At 57.8% G+C, this 21,266-nt stretch carries 17 protein-coding genes, 1 tRNA gene, 1 pseudogene and 6 riboswitches; of the genes and pseudogenes, 8 read left to right on the plus strand and 11 right to left on the minus strand.

From position 1 onward, the window contains the following. The first annotated feature begins 182 nt into the window (after nt 1–182). The 5 genes from ABS758_RS03610 (at nt 183) to ABS758_RS03630 (ending at nt 7,663) form a co-directional block, all read left to right on the plus strand. Nucleotides 183–258 (plus strand) — tRNA-Gly (locus ABS758_RS03610). 225 nt (nt 259–483) lie between these two features. Further along, entirely contained in the window at nt 484–2,346 is a 1,863-nt protein-coding gene (locus ABS758_RS03615) for a tyrosine-type recombinase/integrase (RefSeq protein ID WP_113934306.1), read from the plus strand. 169 nt (nt 2,347–2,515) lie between these two features. Further along, a riboswitch (Fluoride riboswitch) is annotated at nt 2,516–2,602 on the plus strand. 177 nt (nt 2,603–2,779) lie between these two features. Continuing rightward, complete coding sequence (locus ABS758_RS03620; RefSeq protein WP_113934307.1) at nt 2,780–4,741, plus strand: dynamin family protein; 1,962 nt, start codon at nt 2,780–2,782, stop codon at nt 4,739–4,741. After that, nucleotides 4,734–6,095: a hypothetical protein gene (locus ABS758_RS03625; RefSeq protein WP_113934308.1), complete on the plus strand. Its 1,362-nt coding sequence runs from the start codon at nt 4,734–4,736 to the stop codon at nt 6,093–6,095. The genes ABS758_RS03620 and ABS758_RS03625 overlap by 8 nt, the downstream gene beginning before the upstream one ends. A gap of 47 nt (nt 6,096–6,142) precedes the next feature. After that, nucleotides 6,143–6,224: riboswitch (Fluoride riboswitch) on the plus strand. A gap of 179 nt (nt 6,225–6,403) precedes the next feature. Next, the gene (locus tag ABS758_RS03630; protein ID WP_113934309.1) at nt 6,404–7,663 is read left to right on the plus strand and encodes a class I SAM-dependent methyltransferase; all 1,260 of its coding nucleotides are present in this window, start codon (nt 6,404–6,406) and stop codon (nt 7,661–7,663) included. Nucleotides 7,664–7,891: 228 nt separating this feature from the next. Here the strand turns inward: ABS758_RS03630 and ABS758_RS03635 are convergent, their stop codons facing one another. The 4 genes from ABS758_RS03635 to crcB all read right to left on the minus strand — a co-directional run bounded on the left by ABS758_RS03635 (nt 7,892) and on the right by crcB (nt 10,695). Then, nucleotides 7,892–8,518, minus strand: a complete 627-nt coding sequence (locus ABS758_RS03635; RefSeq protein WP_211317261.1) for a 2,3-bisphosphoglycerate-dependent phosphoglycerate mutase — start codon at nt 8,516–8,518, stop codon at nt 7,892–7,894. Between the two features lie 283 nt (nt 8,519–8,801). Further along, nucleotides 8,802–9,716, minus strand: a complete 915-nt coding sequence (locus tag ABS758_RS03640) for a LysR family transcriptional regulator (protein ID WP_113934310.1) — start codon at nt 9,714–9,716, stop codon at nt 8,802–8,804. A gap of 223 nt (nt 9,717–9,939) precedes the next feature. Then, nucleotides 9,940–10,305 carry a DUF190 domain-containing protein gene (locus ABS758_RS03645; RefSeq protein ID WP_346724948.1) on the minus strand — a complete coding sequence of 122 codons (366 nt, stop codon included), beginning with the start codon at nt 10,303–10,305 and terminating at the stop codon, nt 9,940–9,942. A 6-nt stretch (nt 10,306–10,311) separates the two neighbouring features. Beyond that, nucleotides 10,312–10,695: a fluoride efflux transporter CrcB gene (gene crcB, locus ABS758_RS03650; RefSeq protein WP_113934311.1), complete on the minus strand. Its 384-nt coding sequence runs from the start codon at nt 10,693–10,695 to the stop codon at nt 10,312–10,314. Between the two features lie 143 nt (nt 10,696–10,838). Further along, nucleotides 10,839–10,906, minus strand: a riboswitch (Fluoride riboswitch). Nucleotides 10,907–11,014: 108 nt separating this feature from the next. Next, nucleotides 11,015–11,083: riboswitch (Fluoride riboswitch) on the plus strand. 74 nt (nt 11,084–11,157) lie between these two features. On the opposite strand from crcB, the pseudogene eno reads away from it, so the two are divergent. The 3 genes and pseudogenes from eno to ABS758_RS03665 form a co-directional block, all read left to right on the plus strand. Then, a pseudogene (gene eno / locus ABS758_RS03655) lies at nt 11,158–12,438 on the plus strand (phosphopyruvate hydratase); the annotation flags it as partial. 130 nt (nt 12,439–12,568) lie between these two features. Then, on the plus strand, nt 12,569–14,104 hold the full coding sequence (locus ABS758_RS03660; RefSeq protein ID WP_113934313.1) for a MutS-related protein: 1,536 nt from the start codon (nt 12,569–12,571) through the stop codon (nt 14,102–14,104). Beyond that, a complete protein-coding gene (locus ABS758_RS03665) occupies nt 14,101–15,681 on the plus strand; it encodes a MutS-related protein (protein ID WP_113934314.1) in 1,581 nt (526 codons plus the stop codon). The genes ABS758_RS03660 and ABS758_RS03665 overlap by 4 nt, the downstream gene beginning before the upstream one ends. Here the strand turns inward: ABS758_RS03665 and ABS758_RS03670 are convergent. From ABS758_RS03670 to ABS758_RS03700, 7 genes are all read right to left on the minus strand, one after another. Beyond that, a complete protein-coding gene (locus ABS758_RS03670; RefSeq protein ID WP_113934315.1) occupies nt 15,668–16,873 on the minus strand; it encodes an MFS transporter in 1,206 nt (401 codons plus the stop codon). The genes ABS758_RS03665 and ABS758_RS03670 overlap by 14 nt on opposite strands. 14 nt (nt 16,874–16,887) lie before the next feature. Beyond that, a complete protein-coding gene (locus ABS758_RS03675; RefSeq protein WP_350380275.1) occupies nt 16,888–17,421 on the minus strand; it encodes a hypothetical protein in 534 nt (177 codons plus the stop codon). Next, complete coding sequence (locus ABS758_RS03680; protein WP_113934317.1) at nt 17,418–17,702, minus strand: DUF211 domain-containing protein; 285 nt, start codon at nt 17,700–17,702, stop codon at nt 17,418–17,420. The genes ABS758_RS03675 and ABS758_RS03680 overlap by 4 nt, the downstream gene beginning before the upstream one ends. Nucleotides 17,703–17,857: 155 nt before the next feature. Continuing rightward, on the minus strand, nt 17,858–18,193 hold the full coding sequence (locus ABS758_RS03685; protein ID WP_113934318.1) for a putative PII-like signaling protein: 336 nt from the start codon (nt 18,191–18,193) through the stop codon (nt 17,858–17,860). Nucleotides 18,194–18,416: 223 nt separating this feature from the next. Beyond that, a riboswitch (Fluoride riboswitch) is annotated at nt 18,417–18,485 on the minus strand. Between the two features lie 200 nt (nt 18,486–18,685). Continuing rightward, nucleotides 18,686–19,783: a cell division protein ZapE gene (gene zapE, locus ABS758_RS03690; RefSeq protein ID WP_113934319.1), complete on the minus strand. Its 1,098-nt coding sequence runs from the start codon at nt 19,781–19,783 to the stop codon at nt 18,686–18,688. Nucleotides 19,784–19,929: 146 nt separating this feature from the next. Beyond that, nucleotides 19,930–20,226: a DUF3579 domain-containing protein gene (locus ABS758_RS03695; RefSeq protein ID WP_113934320.1), complete on the minus strand. Its 297-nt coding sequence runs from the start codon at nt 20,224–20,226 to the stop codon at nt 19,930–19,932. 76 nt (nt 20,227–20,302) lie between these two features. Continuing rightward, the gene (locus tag ABS758_RS03700; RefSeq protein ID WP_113934321.1) at nt 20,303–20,776 is read right to left on the minus strand and encodes a hypothetical protein; all 474 of its coding nucleotides are present in this window, start codon (nt 20,774–20,776) and stop codon (nt 20,303–20,305) included. Between the two features lie 365 nt (nt 20,777–21,141). Then, nucleotides 21,142–21,207: riboswitch (Fluoride riboswitch) on the minus strand. Between the last annotated feature and the right edge of the window lie 59 nt (nt 21,208–21,266).

Raw genomic sequence — 21,266 nt, forward strand, 5'->3', positions numbered from 1 at the left:
CATACCCCGCACCTGAGGGCATTTGACAGGGCCAACAAGGATATCGTATAGTTTCGCTCCTGCAAGTTCTCGTATCCGTGCAACGCGGGGCAACCCACCAAAACACGGGTCTTTAAAGCCTTCACCGGTTTGACAGACAAAAAAATGCGATATAGAATGCGTGGCTTAGCTTGATAGCTAACGCGGGAATAGCTCAGTTGGTAGAGCGCAACCTTGCCAAGGTTGAGGTCGCGAGTTCGAGACTCGTTTCCCGCTCCAAATTATGATCTACAGACATCCACTGACGTCTGTAAGTTCTTGATTAAAGGGGCTTTCGCCCCTTTTTTCATTCCAGCGAACGCCACTGGAATCCACCTACAGCCAACGTTTTTGAGTCCCCAAATGAGGCATCAAAATACGGGTGGAACAGATGCCGGATAGTTGCTGGAGCCAGGCGGGAGTCACGACGAGCATTGGCCCTAAGTCGCAACTTGGGAGCTCGAAATGGCACTCTCCGACCTGACCGTCAGGCAAGCCAAGACGATTGGCAAGATCTACACCCTCACCGACACCTGCGGACTTGGCCTCAGGATTTCAGCCGCTGGCGGAAAATCGTGGCAGCTGCGCTACTACTGGCTAGGTACGCAAAAACGCATCATACTGGGGCGCTATCCACAGGTCAGTCTCCGTGAAGCGCGCATCCTGCGTGACCAAGCCCTGGCCCTCGTGGCTAAAGGCATCAATCCTTACGTCGACCGCAAGCAAAAGCAGCACGCGATCAAGCTTGCTTCCAATTACTCCTTCAAGGCCGTCTTCGATGCCTGGTTCACCCATCGCAGTAAAGAACTGAAGGAAGGCAGGAATACCACTCTCTCGCAGATCAAACGCATCTTCAAAAAGGACGTACTGCCCAGCCTTGAGAAGATGTCGATCTACGACATCCGCCGCCCCCAACTCCTGGGCGTCGTAGCAAGAATCGAACAACGGAAGGCTCTCACCACTGCGGAAAAGGTGCGCACTTGGTTGAGACAGCTGTTCCGCTATGCGCTCGTCACCGTAGAGGGGCTGGAGACCAACCCAGCCACGGATCTGAGCGTGGTGGCTGAACCCAAACTGCCGGTGGCCCACAATCCATATCTACTGCTGCCAGAAATACCGTACTTTCTCCAAAAACTCAGGCAATACAATCCGCGCGGTTGGCAAACCCAGCTCGGGATCAGGCTACTGTTTCTGACTGGCGTACGTACTGGCGAGTTACGCCTGGCGACACCAGATCAATTTGATCTGGATCGTGGCCTATGGGTCATTCCCCCTGAAATCGTCAAGCAGCTTCAACGCAAATTGCGCAAGGCCAGCAAACACCCGCAAGACATACCGCCCTACATCGTGCCGCTGTCCATCCAGGCCATCGAGATCGTGCGCTACATCTTGGGCGCTATGCGGCCCACACAACACTACCTGCTGGCACACCGCAGTGACCTCAACAAACGCATTAGCGAAAATACGCTCAATAGCGCCTTGCGTCGGATGGGTTACGCGGAGCAGCTGACCGGCCACGGCATCCGAGCCACCCTTTCAACAGCCCTGAACGAGATCGGTTATCCACCAAAATGGGTAGATGGCCAGCTATCCCATGCCGATCCAGACAAGGTAAGTTCCGCCTACAACCATGCCAGATATGTGGAACCGCGCCGCCGCATGATGCAAGACTGGGCTGACCGCCTAGACCTGCTCGAACAGGGCGAAGTGCAAGCCGCGAGCGCACATCTGACCATTCGCATTGACGGAGTGCCAGCGATGGCGGAAACAGGGAACGAGGCTCTCCTACCCATCGGACCTATTCCATCCAGCACCCCACCCATAGCCGCTACGCCTATTATCGTGACCACGAACAATGGCGGAAATACATTCCAGCGACTACCGCAGGTGCCGCCGGCTCCAACTCATACCCCCGAACCGAAAGTCTCCACAATCCAGCGTGAACGTGAGGAAATGCTGGCGATCTATGAGTCACCGAATAATCTGCCGGTTCCACTGTTCGGCAGGCTGGCCGGGAAGTCCAAGGATCAGATCAACCGCGAGTTGAAGGCCGGCAAGCTGCTGGCCGTCAGCTTGGGCAACCGGGGACAACGCGTTCCCGACTGGCAGTTGGTGCCGCTCAAGCACAATCTGGCTCAGACACTCATGAACCTGTGCCCACACGCAGACTCGTGGGATCTGTACCGCATGCTGACGACTCCGCTTTCTGACCTGGGCGACCGCGCGGCAATTGATGCGGTCACGCCGACCAACGTGCCCGCCACCATCCAGACCATCCTGGGTGTGTACCTTCATACAGCGAAGCCCATCGAGGCCGCTGTCATGTGACCTATGCACGGAGAGCCATGCGGAGCAGTCGGCGGGAGGATACCGTAGCGCTAACCACGGTATTTGCCTTTACCTCTCCTGAGCAAAGTGGCCCCGCGCGGTTCCCGGCATTGTACTCCTGCCTGCACGATCAACTTTCGCGCCAGCCGCATCCTGGAGGTTGCTATACTTCGCACAAGGAGATGGCATACCTCCACCCCAGATGCAAGGTCTGGGAAAACTGCACTTCCAAGATGCTGATGATGCCTGCAGATCCTGATCAAGGACGTTGCAGGCCGTCGCCCGCCGCGCCCGCTGATCTGTGTACTCCACTTGCAGGTCGCGTAGATGCATACGGAAAAAATCTTCTGGTCAACCGAGACCAGGTGCCTTCGCCTTTCATGTGGGCGTCGTGCATCTATCGGACATCACGAGCAGAGCGGGTGTGGCGGCGATGCATGACCATGTACCGGCTTCACGCCATGACCAGTTGGACGGCGGTACCGGGCAGCGTCTGCTGTCCACGTTGATGCAGCTGGATGATCACCTTGGCCGACTGACGTATCTCCTGGCTCTACAGTCGCAGAAGTCGCCCCTGCAGACGTGGTATGCAGATATTACGCCCCTTCAGCAGCGCAGGCTGGCGCAAGATATCCAACGTCTGCATGGTGCCATGAGCGATATCCTTGGCCGCCACGGACTAGCCATTCCGCCTCCTTCAGGAAGCGTTCTACAGGCGTGCTGTGAAGCCGTACACCAGGCAGTAGCCGCGGTGGAAGCACTAACGCCCGGGAGTCAGGCCGCAAGAGTTCGATCGTCTGATGATACTGAGGCGGAATTACGCCGCATTATTGCGCACTTGCTAGCACCGCTGGACGAGATGCTGCGCCCGTTGGAACAGCACGACGCAAACTTCCACTCGGATGACCGCAATCTCGAATACCTATTCAGTATCGCGCGAGCACACGGCCTGTCCGACTTTTATGCACCCTTGACGGCTCTTGCTGATCACGAGTCGGCACCTGGCCTGGTCATCGCCATGCTCGGCTTGTCCAACGCGGGCAAGTCTTCGCTGATCAACCGCCTGGTCGGGGTGCAACTGCTGCCGGTGGGTGTGATGCCCACCAGTGTCGTTCCCGTTCATATCTCCTATGGGGCCCGCGCTTGCGGAGTGGTGCGTCTGTCTAATTCCGTGTCGGAGCCGGTCATGCCAGGCAGGCTGGCGGCATTCGCATCCGATCGCTACAACCCCGGCAATGAGAAGCTGGTGGAGCGGCTGTCCTTCGAGCTGCCGTCGCAGCACCTTGCCGACGGCATCGTTCTGATTGATTCGCCGCCCTGGGCACCTGGAATGGATCCTCCCTTGTGCGACGTCGCACTGGTGGTAATTGACGCCACCGGGCCGCTGACCATGAGCGAGATCCCATTGGTAGACGCATTGACTGAGCAGGGCTCCCAGGCGATCGTGCTACTGAACAAAGCTGACCGACTGACCGACCAGCAGCGCTGGGACATTCTTGGCTATGTCCTGGAGCATCTTGGAACGCGGCACGAGCAGCAGCCTACGGTTTTCCTGACCAGTGCTGGCGATGAGGACTCCGCGCTTTGGCACGATTGGCTGCAGCGAGGATTTGCCCCCTGCCTCGAGCGCCGCGAGGCGCTGCGGCAGACATCACTCCATACCAAGAGAGCACATCTGTCGAGGGCCATGGCCCTCCGCTTGGCGCGACTCAACCGCACGGACTCCAGCCCCAACACAGAGACATCGCATGAAAACGAGGCCATCTTGCTGGCGCAGCGCGAAGGTCTCGATCTACTCGCCACTGCATCACAATCAATGGGTGATTGCGACCTGGAAGCACACATACAAGCCGCTCGCATCATCCGCCAAGTGGTGAATAACGCTGCAGAGCTGGCATGGAGCAGTGGAGAGACCACGCTTGAGCTCGCACCGATGTTTGCAGCATCTGCTGAAGCGCGCATGACGAGCGTGTGCCATGAAGTTATGAGAGAACTGGAGCTTCTCGCCCTGCAATGTAGCGACTTGCTGGCACGAACTCCGGGCCCCCAGTTCCGCTGGCATGTGGCAGACCTGGATACGGCGCCGACCTTCGATCCGGGGAACTTGCCACAGACTGAAGCTATTGCTCGTCCTTGGTCAGCAAGCCTGGGACCATGGGCGTTTCGGTGGCACCTGCGATGGTCCTTGTCTCGCGATCAGCGCCTACTCATTGGGCTGGAGGCGGCACTGGGCGAGGATCTGAAGCAGCTCCAAGACTGGCGCCAACGGGCACTGGTGGATTTGTCCAACGCCTTTTCCCAAGCCTGCGCCGGCCGTTGCGAGGGAGCGGCACGGATCGGCATTGATCTGGCTGGCCTCCAGGCGCGTTATCACTCGATTGCAAGCAATGCCTGAAGGACTGCCGGTACACCATCGTGCGGTGAATGTAGACGGAAGCGTGCTGGAAACGCTTTGGCCTTCGGCAAACCCTCACTGTCCAGCTTGCATTGCGGCGCAAGGTGCTGGCGCACACTATTTCGACAAGGTCTTTGCCCCAAACGCACCGACCGCCACAATCGCAAAATTGATCTCTGAAGATCTGGGGTTTTGCAGCCGACATGGCCGTGTATTGGCGGCGGATGCGAAGCACGCGAAGGCCGTCGCACAGAGTTTTCGCGCAGCTACCGAAAGGATACTGCCGCTGCTTCACCAGTCGGTAACCGACGAACGCTGCGAGCGCCTGTTCTTTCGCTCTGCCCGCCGCTGCCCGGCTTGCTCGGCGGAAGAAGCCGCAGCGGCCAAGGCATTGACACCTATCCGCAAGCGGTGGATGCAGACGATGGAGCCCCTCGGCACAGTAGCACTGCTATGCGAACCGCACTTCCAGATGTTTACTGCGCAGCTGCCGGTAGAACCGCGTGGACATGCCATTCGGCAGTACCTTGATGTACTGGCGATAGCCAATCAGGATATGGAACGCGCGCCGGATGCGGGATTGCCTCGCGCTCTAGCCCTCCTGGGCTATGCCTCCGTCCCGCATCAGACGGACGCGCTCCAGCGCGTCAACGGCGGTGATGCTCACATGCCGATTGAGGATATCCTGGACAATCCGGATGTTTGTCCGATCTGCGAAGCGATGGGCGCGGCGCACACCCACTGGCTGGAAGGGCTTCGGTGGGCGGTCGAGAACGAGGCGGCGGGATGCTTGTGGCTATTCGCACCATGCTGCAAACACCATGTGTTCGACGCGAGTCAACTAGGGCGACCCGATTGGCTCGCACGCATTGCAGCCCTTGCGCTTTCGGGAATGGCTGAGCAGTCGCGCCAGCAACTGGCGAACATCATCCGCATATTGGCCCTTGCGGATCAGCCCCGGCCAAGCTGGTACAAACCGCGCCACCGACGCCGCAAGGCCTCAAACTCAACCGGGTTGCATCTCGCCAAGGACAAGCGTTTTGTCTTACGTTGTCAAGGGTGCGAGGCAGAGGCCGTCGCCCTGGAGCAAGCTTCGGCGGCCTTCCTCGACCTGATGCACCATACACGCTACCGCAACCTGTTGGCGCATGGATATGGCCTATGCCTGGATCATCTGGTGCACGTCCTGCCGGTCGCATCGCCCAACCTGATTCGACCGTTCCTGGGCCAACTACACACGAATCGACTGGAGGCTTTGCGTAATGCTCTGGCGGATCCATCCGGCGCCCCTGGCCGCGAACGTGATGCCGTGCGGCGTTTCCGGGGTTGGTCCGTTGCCCATCAGCACGCATGAATAAAAGACATGCCGACAGCGATGAATACGTTTTGTGCAAGCTACAATGATCCATAGGAGATGGCATTCCTCCGCTCTTGGCGCCATACCAAGGGAAATCGCCGGCCGGCTGATGATGCCTACAGACCTGATGATCCGGGTGTGTAGCGCTGTCATGACAAGGTGCAACGTCTCTCGCATACCAGTCAACGCCACCGAATGCAGCTCGGGCACGTTAGCTGGCGAACTTGCGAGTGCAGTGCCAGGCGGTCTCTCTGCTTCCGGATCTTCCAACACACCGTAACCGGTTGTATTGCAAGAGGATTGCCATGGGTTCATCTATCTCTTCTTCGTCTATTGTCGAGGCACTGCGCCCGCTTGTTGTAGATTGCGGCTCGACGCTGAATTTGCAGTTCTGGGACGGCCGCAGTGAAACTTTAGGCAGCGGCACTGCTGCCGTCACGTTGCACTTCCCCACGCCAAGCGCGGCACTGAGGCTGATTCCGCCCGATCTCGGAGCGCTCGCTCAAGCCTATATCCAAGGCGACATAGACGTTGAAGGGCCAGCACAGGATGTTGTTCGCACGGCGATCAAACTCGCAAGCGCGAGCAGCACAAAGCAGCGTGTCATCAGCCGCATTATCGGCTGGCGCGTCCGGCGACATACCCCGGACAGCGACAAGAGGGCTATTGCCCACCATTACGACGTCTCCAACGAGTTCTATCGTCTGTGGCTCGATAAGCAGATGGTCTATTCCTGCGCCTACTTTCCGACGGGCTCGGAAACCCTAGAGCAGGCCGAGGAAGCTAAGCTCGATCTCATCTGCCGCAAATTGCAATTAAAGCCTGGCGATCGCTTCCTCGACATCGGATGTGGCTGGGGGGCATTACTGCTGTGGGCGCAGCGCCACTACGGCGTAAAAGCCACTGGCGTGACCCTCAGTGAGCGGCAGTTCGAGTATGTGCGCGAGCGTGTACGCGAACTAGGCCTGGAAGATTCGATCGATGTACGCCTACAGGACTATCGCCACATCCCGGGTGAAGGCATATTCGACAAGATCGCGTCAGTGGGCATGTTCGAGCACGTCGGTGTCCAAAATCTGCCCGTGTACTTCGGCACCATCCAGCGCCTGCTAGCCGATGACGGCCTTGTGCTGAACCATGGTATCGCCACGCGCGCGGGGGATGAATCTGTGCGGGATAGCGCCAGTGAATTCATCGACCATTTCGTATTTCCCGACGGAGAACTACCCACGATAGCCCAGGCCGTTGAGGCAATGGAGTCTCAGCAGCTTGAGGTGTTCGACGTCGAGGGCTTGCGCCCGCACTACGCTCGAACGCTGGCGCACTGGGTGGAGCGCCTTGAAGCAAACCGCGATGAAGCCATCAGGTTGGTCGGAGAACAGACCTACCGCGTCTGGCGAATCTACATGGCCGGCAGCGCCCAGGCGTTCGAACTCGGCTGGATCTCAGTTCACCAGCTGTTGGCCGCCAAGCGCACGGTCAGAGGGTTTTCACCTCAGCGCTGGGGCCGTAGCCATATGCTCCCTGCTGCCACCGATGCCCTTCAGCATGAGCGGCATGCATGACAAAGCACGCCACCACACTGAGTGGTGGCGGCCAACCAACGGCGGCACTTCACCGGCACCCGATCTTGAGATGGATACCTTGCACGCACCTTCTTAAGTGGCGCGGGCCGGCGCGCATAGGAAGGGGATGGCGTAGTGGGCCTTGAGAGCCCCCTGCGCTGCCCATTCCTCAGATGCAGCCATGGCTGCGGAAAAATACCCCGAGCCCGTACAAAGTGCGAGGGATACTCAGGAGGTAAATCGTCGCTTATTCAACACAGTGGTATCAGGTCGTAACTCGTAGACGAGCAGCTCACCAGTGGCTATCTCAGTGCTGATAATGGCCTCGGGCGACAGCTGATCCAGAACCATCACCAAAGCGCGCAGGCTGTTGCCGTGGGCCACGATCAGTGAAGCGTCATTGCGCATGACCGCCGGCAGGATCCTCTGGAGATAGAACGGCAGGACACGGGCAGCGGTATCCCGCAGGCTTTCACCCCCGGGCGGCGCCTCATCATAGCTGCGACGCCACCGTTGAACCTGTGACTCACCCCAGTGCGCACATGCCTGATCTTTATTCAGCCCCGTCAACTCGCCGTAATCACGCTCATCGAGCGCCGCATCCGAGGTAATCGGTAAGTTAGGACGGCCAAGATCGTATGCAACACGCTCAGCCGTCTCGCGGGTGCGTATCAATGCCGAGCAAAAGATCCAATCGATGGGCAGCCCGATGTTGCGTAGGCGCACGGCGACTGCCGAGGCTTCAGCCAGGCCCCGAGCGGTCAGCGCCGGATCGCGCCAGCCGGTGAATCGGTTGTCAGCGTTGTATTGGCTTTGTCCGTGGCGGACGAGTGCAAGGTAGCGCCCCATACTCATTGCGCCATCTCCATACGCATTAATGATGATCCCAATAGCCAGTATGACGAAGCAGGCGACTAACCTCTCCAACCACCCAACCACAGCAGGCATCGGCCAGCACCCAAGGCACGACAATGAGTATGGCCCCCAGCCCCTCCAGCAATACCGCTTTGAAGCAGTCACGTCCCATAGTCGTAGCCAATCTCGGCTTTGATCTCGCTAATAGCCAAACCCCTCATACAGCTGTAGGTCTCGTAATTTCCACCAAGAAAGCCCTAATCAGGACTGTCCCTCGCAGAACTCATGTTTGAGTCAGGGAATATCCCTGATCAGTTGCGCACGCGCGGAGGCGAAAAATGAACCGATCTAACAAAGCAGATAAATCTGTATTGGCGTGCCGCAATAGGTATGTCGTCATCACCGCGGAATCTCCGGCGAGCGGGCGAATCACCACTTCAGAACGCCTACATAGGCCAAACCTCGTTGACGTAGTGAAGCCAATACCATAGCCGGCGCTGACCAACGTGAGCATCATATCCAGAGAGGAAACATGCTCAACAACATTTGGCTCCACTTCCAACGGACGAAGCAGGCGCTCCAATTCACGACTATACCCTTCACACATCTGGGGATCACATAGCACCAGCGGATAATGCTTCAACTCGTGTAGAGGTACGTCTCTATACACAAGTAGCGGATGTCGCGCAGGTACGATCAGTACCAATGGTTCCCGCCAAACCGGCTCAGCAATTATGTCGCCACCAACATCTGCCGTATGCGCGAAACCAATCGCTACGTCACCGGATCGCAGTCCCCGTAGCTGTTCAGCCAGAGGCATCTCCGACATTCGTATCTCAACATCAGGATCCTCCTTCCGGCATAGTGCTAGAAACTCAGATAATTGCGGCCCCACTGCGCCATCAGATATCGCGATTCGTATGCTTCCTCGGAAGCCAGCCGCGACCGCTGTCACATTATCTCGCGCCTGTTCAAGAATAATGAATATCCTGCGGACGTCTTGTAAAAATGTAGTTCCTGCGGACGTCAATAGAGTACCTCGTCTATTTCTGTCAAACAGAACTACTCCCAGTTCATCCTCTAGCTCTTTAATAGATCTCGACAAGGGGGACTGTTCAATATGCAAGCGTTCAGCCGCCCGAGTGAAATGGAGTTCTTCTGCAAGCGCAATAAAGCAACGAAGATGTCGCAATTCCATTAGAGCTTCCAAAATTTCGGGGCAAGGCCGCCGCTGCATCCCACCCTGCAACCTATGAGGAAAACTCGGGAGCCGCCACTCGCTGTGGAGGCAACTCAAGAATCAAACGCCCCACTAGCGAGTGACTGTTGCACCTATTTCCACACAAACCGCACGGAACCTTAATCTATAAAATCCACCACATCAGAAAACCGAATTCAGGCTTGACGCAAAGACTGAGACATTAATCTTCCGTGACCCCGATCGTGCCGAATTCAATCGGCGTACGAGAATAGAAGACCCGTAAACCGGGCTCCAAGCGCAGCCTCTCCAAAAAATCATCACACTCACTCGCCGAAACGGCCATCACAACCTCGACCGGCTGATCGGCCAACTCGAAAAACCTCGCAGAATGCAGGCGGTGATGAGCGCCAATGCCTTCTTGGGCTGTAAGAACCGTCGCCCCCTGGATTTCCATGGACTTGGCAAGCTCTATTAACCACTGATGAACTGGACGATGCTCGTGGGTGTAACTTTGGAGCGTATAGAAGGTCAGTTGATAGCCTTTCATGATGTCACCATCCCGAAGCGTTTTCCATTGCGTCGTCATAGCGATTCACCCTTGAGTTAGATACTGAACGAGCCCAATACCGACCAGGACTAGGGCAATGGAACCTGCCACATGAAGGCCGATCTGCAGCGCCGCAAAAGCCAATTCTCGCTGCTGCAATAGCGTACTGACCTCAAGAGAGAACGTGGAGAACGTGGTCAACCCTCCCAAGAAGCCTGTGATAATCGTTAGGCGCCATACAGGGGGCAGACCACCGTGGCCGGCGAAAAATTCGTTCGCCAAGCCAATCAGTAGACCTCCCATCAGGTTCGCAGCCAAGGTCCCCAGCGGAATCGTTGGCCATATGCTGTTCATCTCCATACCCAATATCCAGCGCAATAAGGCACCCAGTGCCGCGCCGATCGAAATACCGATCACGGCGGGGATCATGAATGACTCCACGCAAAAGGAAGGGACGGATACTCGTAGAATGAGGGAAAGGCATTGAAGCTGCAGATCGTTTTCATAAGGCCTGAAAATGTGGATTCGAGGCCTGAAACGGAATCCGAGCATTGCCTGCGGTTCCCGTTCAGGAACTTGCAGGCATCATCAGCCGAAGAGGTTTCGGCGGTTTATGGAGAATGCCATCTCCGAGAAAAAGCTACTGCCAGTACGGTATAGTTTAGCAATGGTGCTTCCTCCGCGCAATGTAAACATTCTCAGGCATCGTCACCAGTCTGGCCTCATCTCGGGAATGATGTTACAGTGGTAATCAGACGGAGATGGCATTCTCCCCTAACTGTCAGCAGACAGGCTGACTAATAATGCCTACGCGTTCCTGAACCGGAACCCGTAGGCATTTTTGTGCGTGTTGCGGTTCGGGCATGAAGACCTTTCATGACAAGGTGACCCATGCACAACAGCTCCTGCGCCATCACTGATCTGGCTGCCAACGAAATCCTAGATTCGCGCGGCAACCCCGCGCTACAAGTTACTCTCACGCTCGAAGATGGAACCACTGCCGTCGCAGGGGTACCTTCGGGGGCCTCTACCGGCGCCTTCGAAGCCCACGAGTTGCGCGATGGTGATAACACGCGCTTCGGTGGCAAGGGTGTGTGGCAAGCCGCTGCCCACGTTACCGATACTATCCTCGAAGCCCTGCGGGGCATGCGCGCTGACTCCCAGCGCGAGATCGACACTCGGTTGATCGAGTTGGACGGCACCGAGTCCAAGTCTCAGTTGGGTGCCAATGCAATTCTGGGTGTGTCGCTGGCGTGCGCGCGGGCCGCTGCGGCCTTCCACGGCCTGCCGCTCTTCCAGTACCTGGGCGGATCCGATGCCCACATACTGCCCGTCCCGATGTTCAACATTCTCAACGGTGGTAAGCACGCCACGCACGGGCCGGATTTCCAAGAATTCAAGCTTGTGCCGCTGGGGGCGCCCACCTTCGCGCAAGCACTGCGATGCGGAGCTGAGGTCTACCACGCTCTGCACGACCTGCTGGTCGCCAAAGGGCTGTCCGCGAACGTAGGCGACGAGGGAGGCTTCGTACCGGAGCTGCCCAGCAACGAAGCCGCCATGGGCCTGATGATGCAGGCAATCGAGCGCGCAGGATACAAGGCGGGGGAGGATGTCTGCCTGGGCCTGGATCCTGCAGCCACCTCGTTCTTTGCCGACGGGCGCTACCGCCTGGAACGCGACAAGCTCGATCTGGATTCGGCAGAAATGACGGCCTACTGGGCAGAGTGGGTGGATCGCTACCCGCTGGTCTCACTCGAAGACCCGCTCGCCGACAATGATTGGAGAGGATTTGCACACCTGACATCGGTGCTGGGCGAACGTGTGCAGGTCGTGGGCGACGATCTCTTCGTCACCAACCCGCGCTTCCTGTCCCGAGGGCTGGCCGAGCACTGCTGCAACAGCATCCTGATCAAGCCCAACCAGATCGGCACAATCACAGAGACCCAGGGCACCGCCCGCATGGCTCTGCGCGCAGGGTACACCTGCATGGTGTCACATCGCTCGGGCGAGACACTGGACACCAGCATCGCGGATCTCGCCGTCGCTCTGAACTGCGGCCAAATCAAGTCCGGCGCGCCGGCGCGCGGCGAGCGCGTCGCCAAATACAACCGGCTGATGGAAATCGAACGCCAACTGGGTGCAAGCGCCACATTCGCGGGGAAGACGGCCTTTCCACGGTTTGGGCAGACACATGCAAATGCCGCGGTCTCCCGACCCGACAAGCTCCAAGGCCGAGAGAGCACTCCATCACGGGGGCTACCAGCCTAAACCAACCTGGAAGAACAAGAAAAGGAGCACCATCATGATCACTTTCAGCGTGCTGTATCCCGGGCCACAAGACGGCGTGTCCCGTGAACAGGCCGAGGTGCCAGAGTTCTTCACCGATCTGAATCTGGATCAGATCATCGGCCACATCACCGCAAAAAAAGGCGAATACAACCTGCAACCTTTCTTCTATCGCTCCCTGGATGAGGCGGATAGCGTGGCCTACCGGCAAGAAGTCATGCACGACCTGGAACGGCCCGCCCTGTATACCTCCTTGATGACTTTCGCCACACAACTGCAAGCGATGCGTGCACGCCTCACACAGGCTGCGAAGCTGTACTACCCCTTGCAGAAACAAGCGTGGTTTCTGTGCGCAACCGAACAATACTACGAAGCCGTCCAGGCCCTGGCGCAAGACCTTGGAAAACTGGAATTTACCTCCCGCGGCATGCAAGCGCTAAAAGCCCATGCAGACAACTACACGCAGGGCGCGAATTTCCAGACACTGGTGGCAGATGCAAAGGCCGCCCGCAGCGCCCTTGCATCGATCCGCTACTGCATCCACATCAAGGGCGACACCTTCACAGTGCTTGAGTACCAAGGCGAAAGCGACTACAGCGCCGAGGTTTCCGCCACGTTCGAGAAATTCCGTCAAGGGGCAGCGAAAGATTACCGAGTTAAATTTCACGATCTGCCGGATATGAACCACATCGAAGCCCAGGTGCTGGAATTCGTGTCCAAGCTGTTCCCGGAGGTGTTCACGCAACTGGATATCTTCTGCCAGCAGCATCAGGGCTACCTGGATGAAACGCTGGCTGTTTTTGATCGCGAAGTCCAGTTCTACACCGCCTACCTGGACTACATGAACACCTTGCGTGGCAAGGGGCTGGATTTCTGCTATCCCGAAGTGGGTCGTGTGAACAAGACTGTGTTTGCTCAAGACACCTACGATCTTGCCCTGGCCGACAAACTCCTGAACCAGGGCAAATCCATCGTGCGCAACGATTTCAGCCTGTGCGACAAAGAGCGCATCTTCATCGTGTCCGGGCCCAACCAAGGGGGCAAGACCACCTTCGCCCGGACGTTCGGCCAGTTGCACTATCTGGCGAACCTGGGGCTGCCGGTGCCCGGCAACGCTGCCAGGCTGTTCCTCTATGACCGACTCTTCGCGCACTTCGAGCGCGAGGAAGACATCCGCAATCTGCGTGGCAAGCTGGAGGACGATCTCGTGCGCATCCACCGCATCCTGCAGGGCGCGACACCCGACAGCATCATCATTATGAACGAGATCTTCACGTCCACGACCCTGCAGGACGCATTGTTCCTGGGTAGTCGGATCCTGGAGCGAATCGTCCAGCTGGATCTGCTGTGCGTCTGTGTCACCTTCATCGACGAGCTCGCGCACCTGAGCGACACCACCGTCAGCATGGTGAGCACCATCGTGCCCGACGACCCCGCACAACGAACCTACAAGGTCGTTCGTCGGCCTGCGGACGGAAAGTCCTATGCGCTGTCGCTGGCCCATAAATACCGCATCGAAGCCCACGACCTGGAAGAGAGGCTGCCATCATGAAAGCATTCCTCATGTATCGTGACCGCGATTTTGACCTACACACGCCCCTGCCATGGAATGAGCCAGACTTGGTGCAGGATCTAGAGCTGGAAACGCTGCTGCACGCGATGGCACAGGAAGACGAATTCCTGTACAAGGTCTCCCGCACCGCGTTGCTCGCGGGCTGTAGCGAACCGGACGAGGTCCTGTACCGGCAGGCCGTGCTGCAGGACTGCCTGGATCATCCCGACGTCGCCCGCTCGCTATATCAGCTTGCCGTAGACACCATCGAAGCCGAGCATAAGAACTACTGGGGGCTGGCCCACTATCCAAGTGGCGTCCTGCATCACTCCGTCGAAGTCATGACGTTACTGGCGACGGCGCTCAAGCAGCTGCGCGCTATCGCTGATGCCCAGGCCAGTACGTTTTCCTCCGAGGGCTTTCGCCGGTTCTTCACCATGCTGCAGCACGAACTGGGAGACGACTACTTTGAGACCATCCAGACGCATCTGAATACACTGAAATTTCGCCACGGCGTGCTGATCAGCGCCCGCTTGGCGGAAGACAACTGCGGGGAAGACTATGTCCTGTGCACACCAAAAGCCCCGCCACACAGCTGGTTGCTGCGCACCTTCGGCAAGAAGCCGCCTTCCTACTCATTCACCCTGGCACCACGCGACGAGAATGGGGCAAGAGCCCTCTCGGAGCTGGGTGACCGGGGCGTGAACCTGGTGGCTAACGCACTGGCGCAATCGACCGAACACATTCTCAGCTTCCTTCTCATGATGCGCACGGAGTTCGCCTTCTACGTCTCGTGCCTGAACCTGCGCGAACAGCTGGCACAGAAGGACGAGCCGGTCTGCTTTCCACGGCCTTCACCCGCCGGGGAGCGAACCCTAACCTGTCGTGGCTTGTATGACGTCTGTCTGACGCTGCATCTACCGCAGCGCGCAGTGGGCAACGATCTCAATGCCGATGGCAAGATCCTGTTCGTCATCACCGGCGCCAACCAGGGTGGAAAGTCCACGTTCCTGCGCAGTGTGGGACTCGCACAACTGATGATGGCCAGCGGCTTGTTTGTCCCGGCCGAATCGTACGCCGCCAACCTGTTCCGCGGCTTGTATACGCACTACAAGCGCGAAGAGGACACCAGCATGAACAGTGGCAAGCTCGACGAGGAACTCGCACGCATGAGTGCCATCGTGGATCACATCCAGCCCGACGCCCTCATCCTGTTCAACGAATCCTTTGCCGCCACCAACGAACGGGAAGGTTCGGAAATCTCCAGCCAGGTTACGCACGCCCTGCTGGCGCATCGGATCAAGGTGTTTTCAGTCTCGCACCTGTACGAATTCGCCCGCGTCCTGTACGAGGAACACCGGCCCGACGCGACGTTCCTGCGGGCGCACCGCGACGAAGGCGGCCAGCGCACGTTCCGGCTGGAAGTGGCTGCGCCGCTTGCCACCAGCCACGGCGCGGATCTGTACGAAAAAATATTCGGCGCAACCACGCCTGGCGACGGTATCCCCCAGGGGCCAGCTGGGCAGGATGCGCCGCCAGCCGACCCCTTGCCCGAAGAAGCGATCAAGGGCGCCTGATCCGGCGATCGACGGCCAGGAAAACCGGCACGGCGGCGAGCTGCACCGCCAGGCAAAACAGGACGGCCAAGTCGACGGACTGGCCGTATAGCGCTCCGATGGCGACGCTGCCGCAAAACCAGAACACGCCGTAGCCGGCTGTGAAGGCACCGAAGGCCGATGCCCGGATGCGCCCAGAAACCATGGGCGCCACCGCTGCCGGAATGATGGACTCGTGTACGCCCATACCCAGCCCCCAGAGGCAGGCCCCCAGCAGCGCGCCCCAGAACCCACCCAGGAAGACCAGTGGCGCAAAGCACGCGGCCGCCAGCGTCAGCACGATGAGCACGCGGAATCCGTAACGGTCGAAAAGCCGCCCGCACACGGGCGCGGCAGCACCGCCCGTCCCCATGGCAACGGCATAGAAAACGGCGATCCACTGGCCGGGCACGGCGTGGCCGTGCGCGAAGTGATAGGCAATGAGGGGATAGTCGGCAAACCCCATCGCCACCAGCCCTGCACCTGCCAGATAGATCCAGAAGACCCGAGGCAGTTGGTCGGAGCCGGTGGAAGCGAATTGCCGCTCCATGTCCTCGGGCGAGGGATAAAGATGGTGCGCCAGGAACACGAAAGCGATATTCAAGGCCGCTGGAATCACCAGCACAGCGAAGGCCTCGCGGTAGCTTCCCTGCAGACCAAGCACTGCGGCCACCGCCAGCGGACCGACGACGGCACCGAACTGATCCAGCATCTCGTGCAGCCCGAACACCCAGCCATAGCCGCCGCCAACCTGAGCCGCGGCATGCGACAGCATGGCGTCTCGCGGCGGGTTGCGGATGGCCTTGCCCACCCGTTCGAGGATGATGAGCACCGCCACCGCGGGCCATGTGTCGGCCAGCGCAAGCGCTGGCACAGCCGACATTTGCAGCAGATAGCCGATGATGGTGATGAGCCAGAACCGCTGGCTGGAATCGGCCAGCCAGCCCGAGAACAGACGTAGCCCGTACCCCAGCAGCTCGCCCAGCCCGGTGACGGTTCCCACCGCCAGCGCCGAGACCTGCAAACCCGCCAGATAGGGCCCCAGGATGCTGCGGGCCCCCTCGTAGGTAGAGTCCGCGAAAAAGCTGACGATACCGATGAGAAAAACGAAGCGGTAAGCGATACGGCTTGCGGATCCGGAGTGCCCTTCGCCGGGTCGTTCAAGTGGCCTCATTGCGGCCCCCAATCTCAGACTATGTGAAGATAGACACCGATCACGGTCACCACGAAACCGCCCGCCAGCATGGCGGCTGCCCATACGATCGGACGGCCATGCGCGGCCCGCGCAATCGAGATCCCAAGCACGCCAAGGCTTACGACAGTCACCGCCAGGACCGGATACCCGCTCACCCCTGTCGCCGCCGCAAAAAACAGTGGCGCCCCCGCCCCCACGAACGAACACATGCCCGCAACTAATGCCATGAACGCCGCCTCCAGGAGGGCGGCTCGCCCCTGGCGCGTTCTGGCCATGCGTCCTCGCACCAGGACGTTGAGCTGCCGGTCGGCGTGCACCAGTTCCCCACGCAGCTGCGCATAGCCAGCCACGAACAGCATGAATGCGCTTTCGACCGCGCTCGCTGCGGCAATGCGAAACGCAAGCGACAGCGTGACCGGCACCACGTCGCCTTGCAGACGATTGGCCGCCAGCATGAGGGTGTTCAGGATCCCGTCGGACAGGCCAAGCGCCACTGGCAGCAACAGTTTGTACCTATGCCGCTTCATCGCGCACGCGGCACATGCTCGACGATATGGGTACCTGCGACCATTTCGTCAGTGCTGTGGACCACCGCACCGGTATCGTTGATGGCAGTGATGAGCGCGTCGTAGTCGATGTGTTCTCCGACCACCGTCACCTCCATGCCGACCGTTTCCACGTCGATTTCCTTGACCGTGATGTTGACTGCCTGAACACCTGGAGAGGCCTCTATGGCGGCAGCAATTTCAATCATGTCGGGCCGTGCCCGGGCCTTATCGACATCAAGCATCACACGGCGCAAGTTCATGGTTTGACTCTCTTCTAGCTGAAATCTAATAAATGGCGCGGCGACAAATCGATCGCCCCCGCAACATCAGTGCCTACTGAAGCTACTGATGAGCTTGATCTGCGGAGAGCCAACCATGTATCCACTGATGCACTATCCGCGTTCGTACGAAGTCGCTACGCGGGGTTTGCCGGTGCACTGGGGTTCAGTCGGAAGTATTCAACCGGCTGGCGAATGCAAAACACCTGCAGGCCCGCAGCCTCGACCGCATGCATCAGCTCATCGCTCTTGCCATCTTCCAACATGAACGTCAGTTCTTCCGGTTCATCGGCAAGCTCAAAAAAATGCGCCGAATGCGAGCGATCATTCTCTCCCACACTCTCAGTATCGGTACGCCGGGTGTGGCGATTGATCCCCAATGTCTTGGCAATTCGCAGAACTGCGTCCAGCACAAGTTCCCCGTGATGGCGGCGTGAGCGCGGCGCCATAAACGTAATTTCATAGCCTTTCATCGTTTCTCTCCAGAGGGCTGACGCAATACCAGCGGCGGCCTGGTAACAGCAAGGTGCGACCAGGCAATATGGCAATGGCAGTAGATAAAAGAGAGACGGGACCGCTTAATGTTGCGGTTTCGCTTCGAAACGGCGAAAACCGGGAACCAAGCGCATCTGCTACCCAAGGGGTATTGACGGAAGGGTAGATCAAGATAGCTCACGAATCCTGTCTCCGAAAACGGATCATCCAGGAGTCATTGGCTTCAAATGCATGAAGCGGTCTATGGCGAACCCCACCGCCGAGCTTTCTAAAGAATTGTATCCAGCTACGCCCCACAAGGCAACACATACCTCCGGGGGAGGCCAGAGGAGAGCGTCGAACAGTAGTAGTCACGGTGGCGGGCTTCACGCACGCCATACCTCCGCATATGCGAGATCAGAATACCGAACAGGCGCCATAGGTAGCCGTATCAGCAAGGAGAAGCACGACCGGCCGCCAACGCCAGCAGATCATGCCAGAGTCGTATTGACTTCTCGACGCGGCGCAGCCAGGTATTCCGGCGACTGCATTTCTGAAAGCCGCGAGACGGTGCGAGAAAACTCGGTCGAGAGTGGCCCACTGACGTACAACAACTCAGGGGCTACCTCTGCAGACAGGATCAACTTCACACACCGGTCATAGAGCACATCGATCAGCCATATGAAGCGCCGAGCCTCGGAGGTCAAATTATCCGGCATCTGAGGCACCCCCGACAGCAGCACGGTGCGGAACTGGCTGGCGATTTCCAGGTAGTCATCTTGTGAATGCAAGCCGCCACACAATTCTTGAAAATCGAACCATACAACGCTACCTGCACGGCGCCGCGCAGGTAGATCGCGAGAATCAATACGCAGAATTGGATCTTCGTCCCTCTTCTCTGCCAAGCTGTCAAAGATCTTGACCATTGCAGCATCCGCCTCGGGGCCAAGCGGCGTATGGTAGATCGTGGTGTCCTCCAGCACTTGGCGGCGGTAATCGACACCATTGTCGACGCAAATCACTTCCAGCCGATCTTTCAATAAGTCGATCGCTGGCAAGAAGCGTTCCCGCTGCAACCCGTCTGGATACAAATCATCAGGCGCAAAATTGGACGTAGTGACGAAACCGATATGATGGGAAAACAACGAATCGAGCAAACGATAAAGAATCATCGCATCGGCAATATCATTGACCACAAATTCATCGAAGCAGATAAGACCATAGCGCTCAGCAATGCGCGCGCCCAGCACACTGAGTGGATCCTGGCTTCCGGACAGCTTATGCAAATCGTGTTGTACCTCACGCATGAATTCGTGAAAATGAAGGCGCGTTTTCGACTCAAATGGAACCGCATTGAAAAAGCAATCCATCAGGAAACTCTTTCCCCTCCCTACGCCACCGTACATATATACGCCTCTCGGGGCATCAGCATGGTTGAGCAGTCTGTTCAGAATATTGGAGTGTTGCCGTTCATACGCCACCCATTCACGCGCACAACGCTCAAGCGATTCAACTGCTCGCAGCTGAGCCGGGTCGCTTGTAAAGCCTCGCGTTTCCAGGGCGCTCTCATAAACCTGCAAAACAGACATAATTTTTCCCAATGTATTTATCTATCTTTACCAACCTGCGATCGGCACTGGTGGAAACACTTTCATGTGCCATTACCCACCGATGGGTTGAGCACACCTACGGTTCAGAAGCCATAAATCGACCCCGCAACCTTCGGACTCAGCGATCATCTCATTTGAGCATCATCCGTTATTTGGAGGCCATTGCTCCTTGCAAAATCAAAAGCAAACTTCCAGGCCAGCGGCTCCAACTGCCGCAACCGGTAGTCAATGAACACGCATGGAATGTCGTCCAGCATGCCTGGGATCGCATACGGCGAGTAGGAAAATGGATTCTCCGCCGCATGCGACGGACGAAATCTAGACAGCACGCCCGCCAGTCGCTGCGCCCAGTCACTAGGTCGAAACCTTCGGCCATCCAAAGTCTCACCATGAATGATCATATAGCAGGCAGAATGATCCATTTAGATATTCCGAATCGGAGACACAACGATCTTTGGAACACATCCGAGCGTACCTGCCGTTGTTACTGCATGCGAGCTAATGACCGACTGACCACGGTGACCTGTGTCTTTTATGTGGAGAAAGGCGCTGGCTACCCGCCAATCCCCCATAGCGGTGATTTTTGGGCAGACACAAAACGTTATCAGGAGTGAACTGCGCCTCACCCAGCACAAATGCTGAGATGAACATATCCCCTCGTAATATGGCGGCCGCAAGCCTATGGTTTCCATCAGTCATGGGCCAGGCGCGTGAGCACGCTCTCAGATCGATCGTGATGGGCTCGTCCCAACCTGTAATGGCCAACGTAGCCACACGCGCGACGTGCATCGTGCGCGTATCAAAAATCTTGCCAAGAAACCGTTCCCCCGTCTTTATCTGACGTAACATCTCTTGTCGCACTTCCGATGGCTTAATGGGGGTGTAAAACCCAAAATGATTTCCGGAATATAGATCGAGGCGAAGTTTGACCAGTTTCTCAACTGGAATTCTGACGACAAGTTTTGGTGTCATGGCGCAGCCCCTTCCAAAGCCGGTATCCGTAAGACCTCCGTGGGCCACGTTCGGATGGAAGCAAACAAGGCTCCACCCGTACGGACAGCCCAATTCGGCAGTTGCACGCCTTTGCACAGATACAGTGGGCAGAGTGCCACGACACGCGATGGAACCCGAAAAATAAACTTTCGAGCCCCACCAGGTGCGTAAGCCGAATTCGATGTCGGGAAAGTGTGACGCCTGGATGTGATCAGGGCATCCGAGAGGCGGAGAACATCGTCTGCAGACGAGCCGTCGTGTACCTGGCGGTACAGATATCCTGCAATGCGCGTCGTTATTGTTAACATCATGCCACCAATTTCGATTCCGTAATACGGACGATGAAATCAGTAGGCATCATCAGCCATTGTCAGGCAATTTGAAGGAGGAATGCCATCTCCTTATCGATGTCATGTTAAGACATGACGCCCGCCTTGGCAATGCCTTACCACACCGTTGACACCAGATA

This window comes from Castellaniella sp. FW104-7C03 (genome assembly GCF_040276085.1).
Classification (GTDB): Bacteria; Pseudomonadota; Gammaproteobacteria; order Burkholderiales; family Burkholderiaceae_B; genus Castellaniella.

Coding starts and splice junctions, on each gene's coding strand:
- ABS758_RS03665 (WP_113934314.1), top strand. CDS start 14,101: ATGAAAGCATTCCTCATGTATCGTGACCGCGATTTTGACCTACACACG.
- ABS758_RS03630 (WP_113934309.1), top strand. CDS start 6,404: ATGGGTTCATCTATCTCTTCTTCGTCTATTGTCGAGGCACTGCGCCCG.
- crcB (WP_113934311.1), bottom strand. CDS start 10,695: ATGATCCCCGCCGTGATCGGTATTTCGATCGGCGCGGCACTGGGTGCC.
- ABS758_RS03635 (WP_211317261.1), bottom strand. CDS start 8,518: ATGAGTATGGGGCGCTACCTTGCACTCGTCCGCCACGGACAAAGCCAA.
- ABS758_RS03645 (WP_346724948.1), bottom strand. CDS start 10,305: ATGACGACGCAATGGAAAACGCTTCGGGATGGTGACATCATGAAAGGC.
- ABS758_RS03700 (WP_113934321.1), bottom strand. CDS start 20,776: ATGACACCAAAACTTGTCGTCAGAATTCCAGTTGAGAAACTGGTCAAA.
- zapE (WP_113934319.1), bottom strand. CDS start 19,783: ATGTCTGTTTTGCAGGTTTATGAGAGCGCCCTGGAAACGCGAGGCTTT.
- ABS758_RS03640 (WP_113934310.1), bottom strand. CDS start 9,716: ATGGAATTGCGACATCTTCGTTGCTTTATTGCGCTTGCAGAAGAACTC.
- ABS758_RS03660 (WP_113934313.1), top strand. CDS start 12,569: ATGATCACTTTCAGCGTGCTGTATCCCGGGCCACAAGACGGCGTGTCC.
- ABS758_RS03680 (WP_113934317.1), bottom strand. CDS start 17,702: ATGAACTTGCGCCGTGTGATGCTTGATGTCGATAAGGCCCGGGCACGG.
- ABS758_RS03685 (WP_113934318.1), bottom strand. CDS start 18,193: ATGAAAGGCTATGAAATTACGTTTATGGCGCCGCGCTCACGCCGCCAT.
- ABS758_RS03675 (WP_350380275.1), bottom strand. CDS start 17,421: ATGAAGCGGCATAGGTACAAACTGTTGCTGCCAGTGGCGCTTGGCCTG.
- ABS758_RS03670 (WP_113934315.1), bottom strand. CDS start 16,873: ATGAGGCCACTTGAACGACCCGGCGAAGGGCACTCCGGATCCGCAAGC.
- ABS758_RS03695 (WP_113934320.1), bottom strand. CDS start 20,226: ATGGATCATTCTGCCTGCTATATGATCATTCATGGTGAGACTTTGGAT.
- ABS758_RS03625 (WP_113934308.1), top strand. CDS start 4,734: ATGCCTGAAGGACTGCCGGTACACCATCGTGCGGTGAATGTAGACGGA.
- ABS758_RS03615 (WP_113934306.1), top strand. CDS start 484: ATGGCACTCTCCGACCTGACCGTCAGGCAAGCCAAGACGATTGGCAAG.
- ABS758_RS03620 (WP_113934307.1), top strand. CDS start 2,780: ATGCATGACCATGTACCGGCTTCACGCCATGACCAGTTGGACGGCGGT.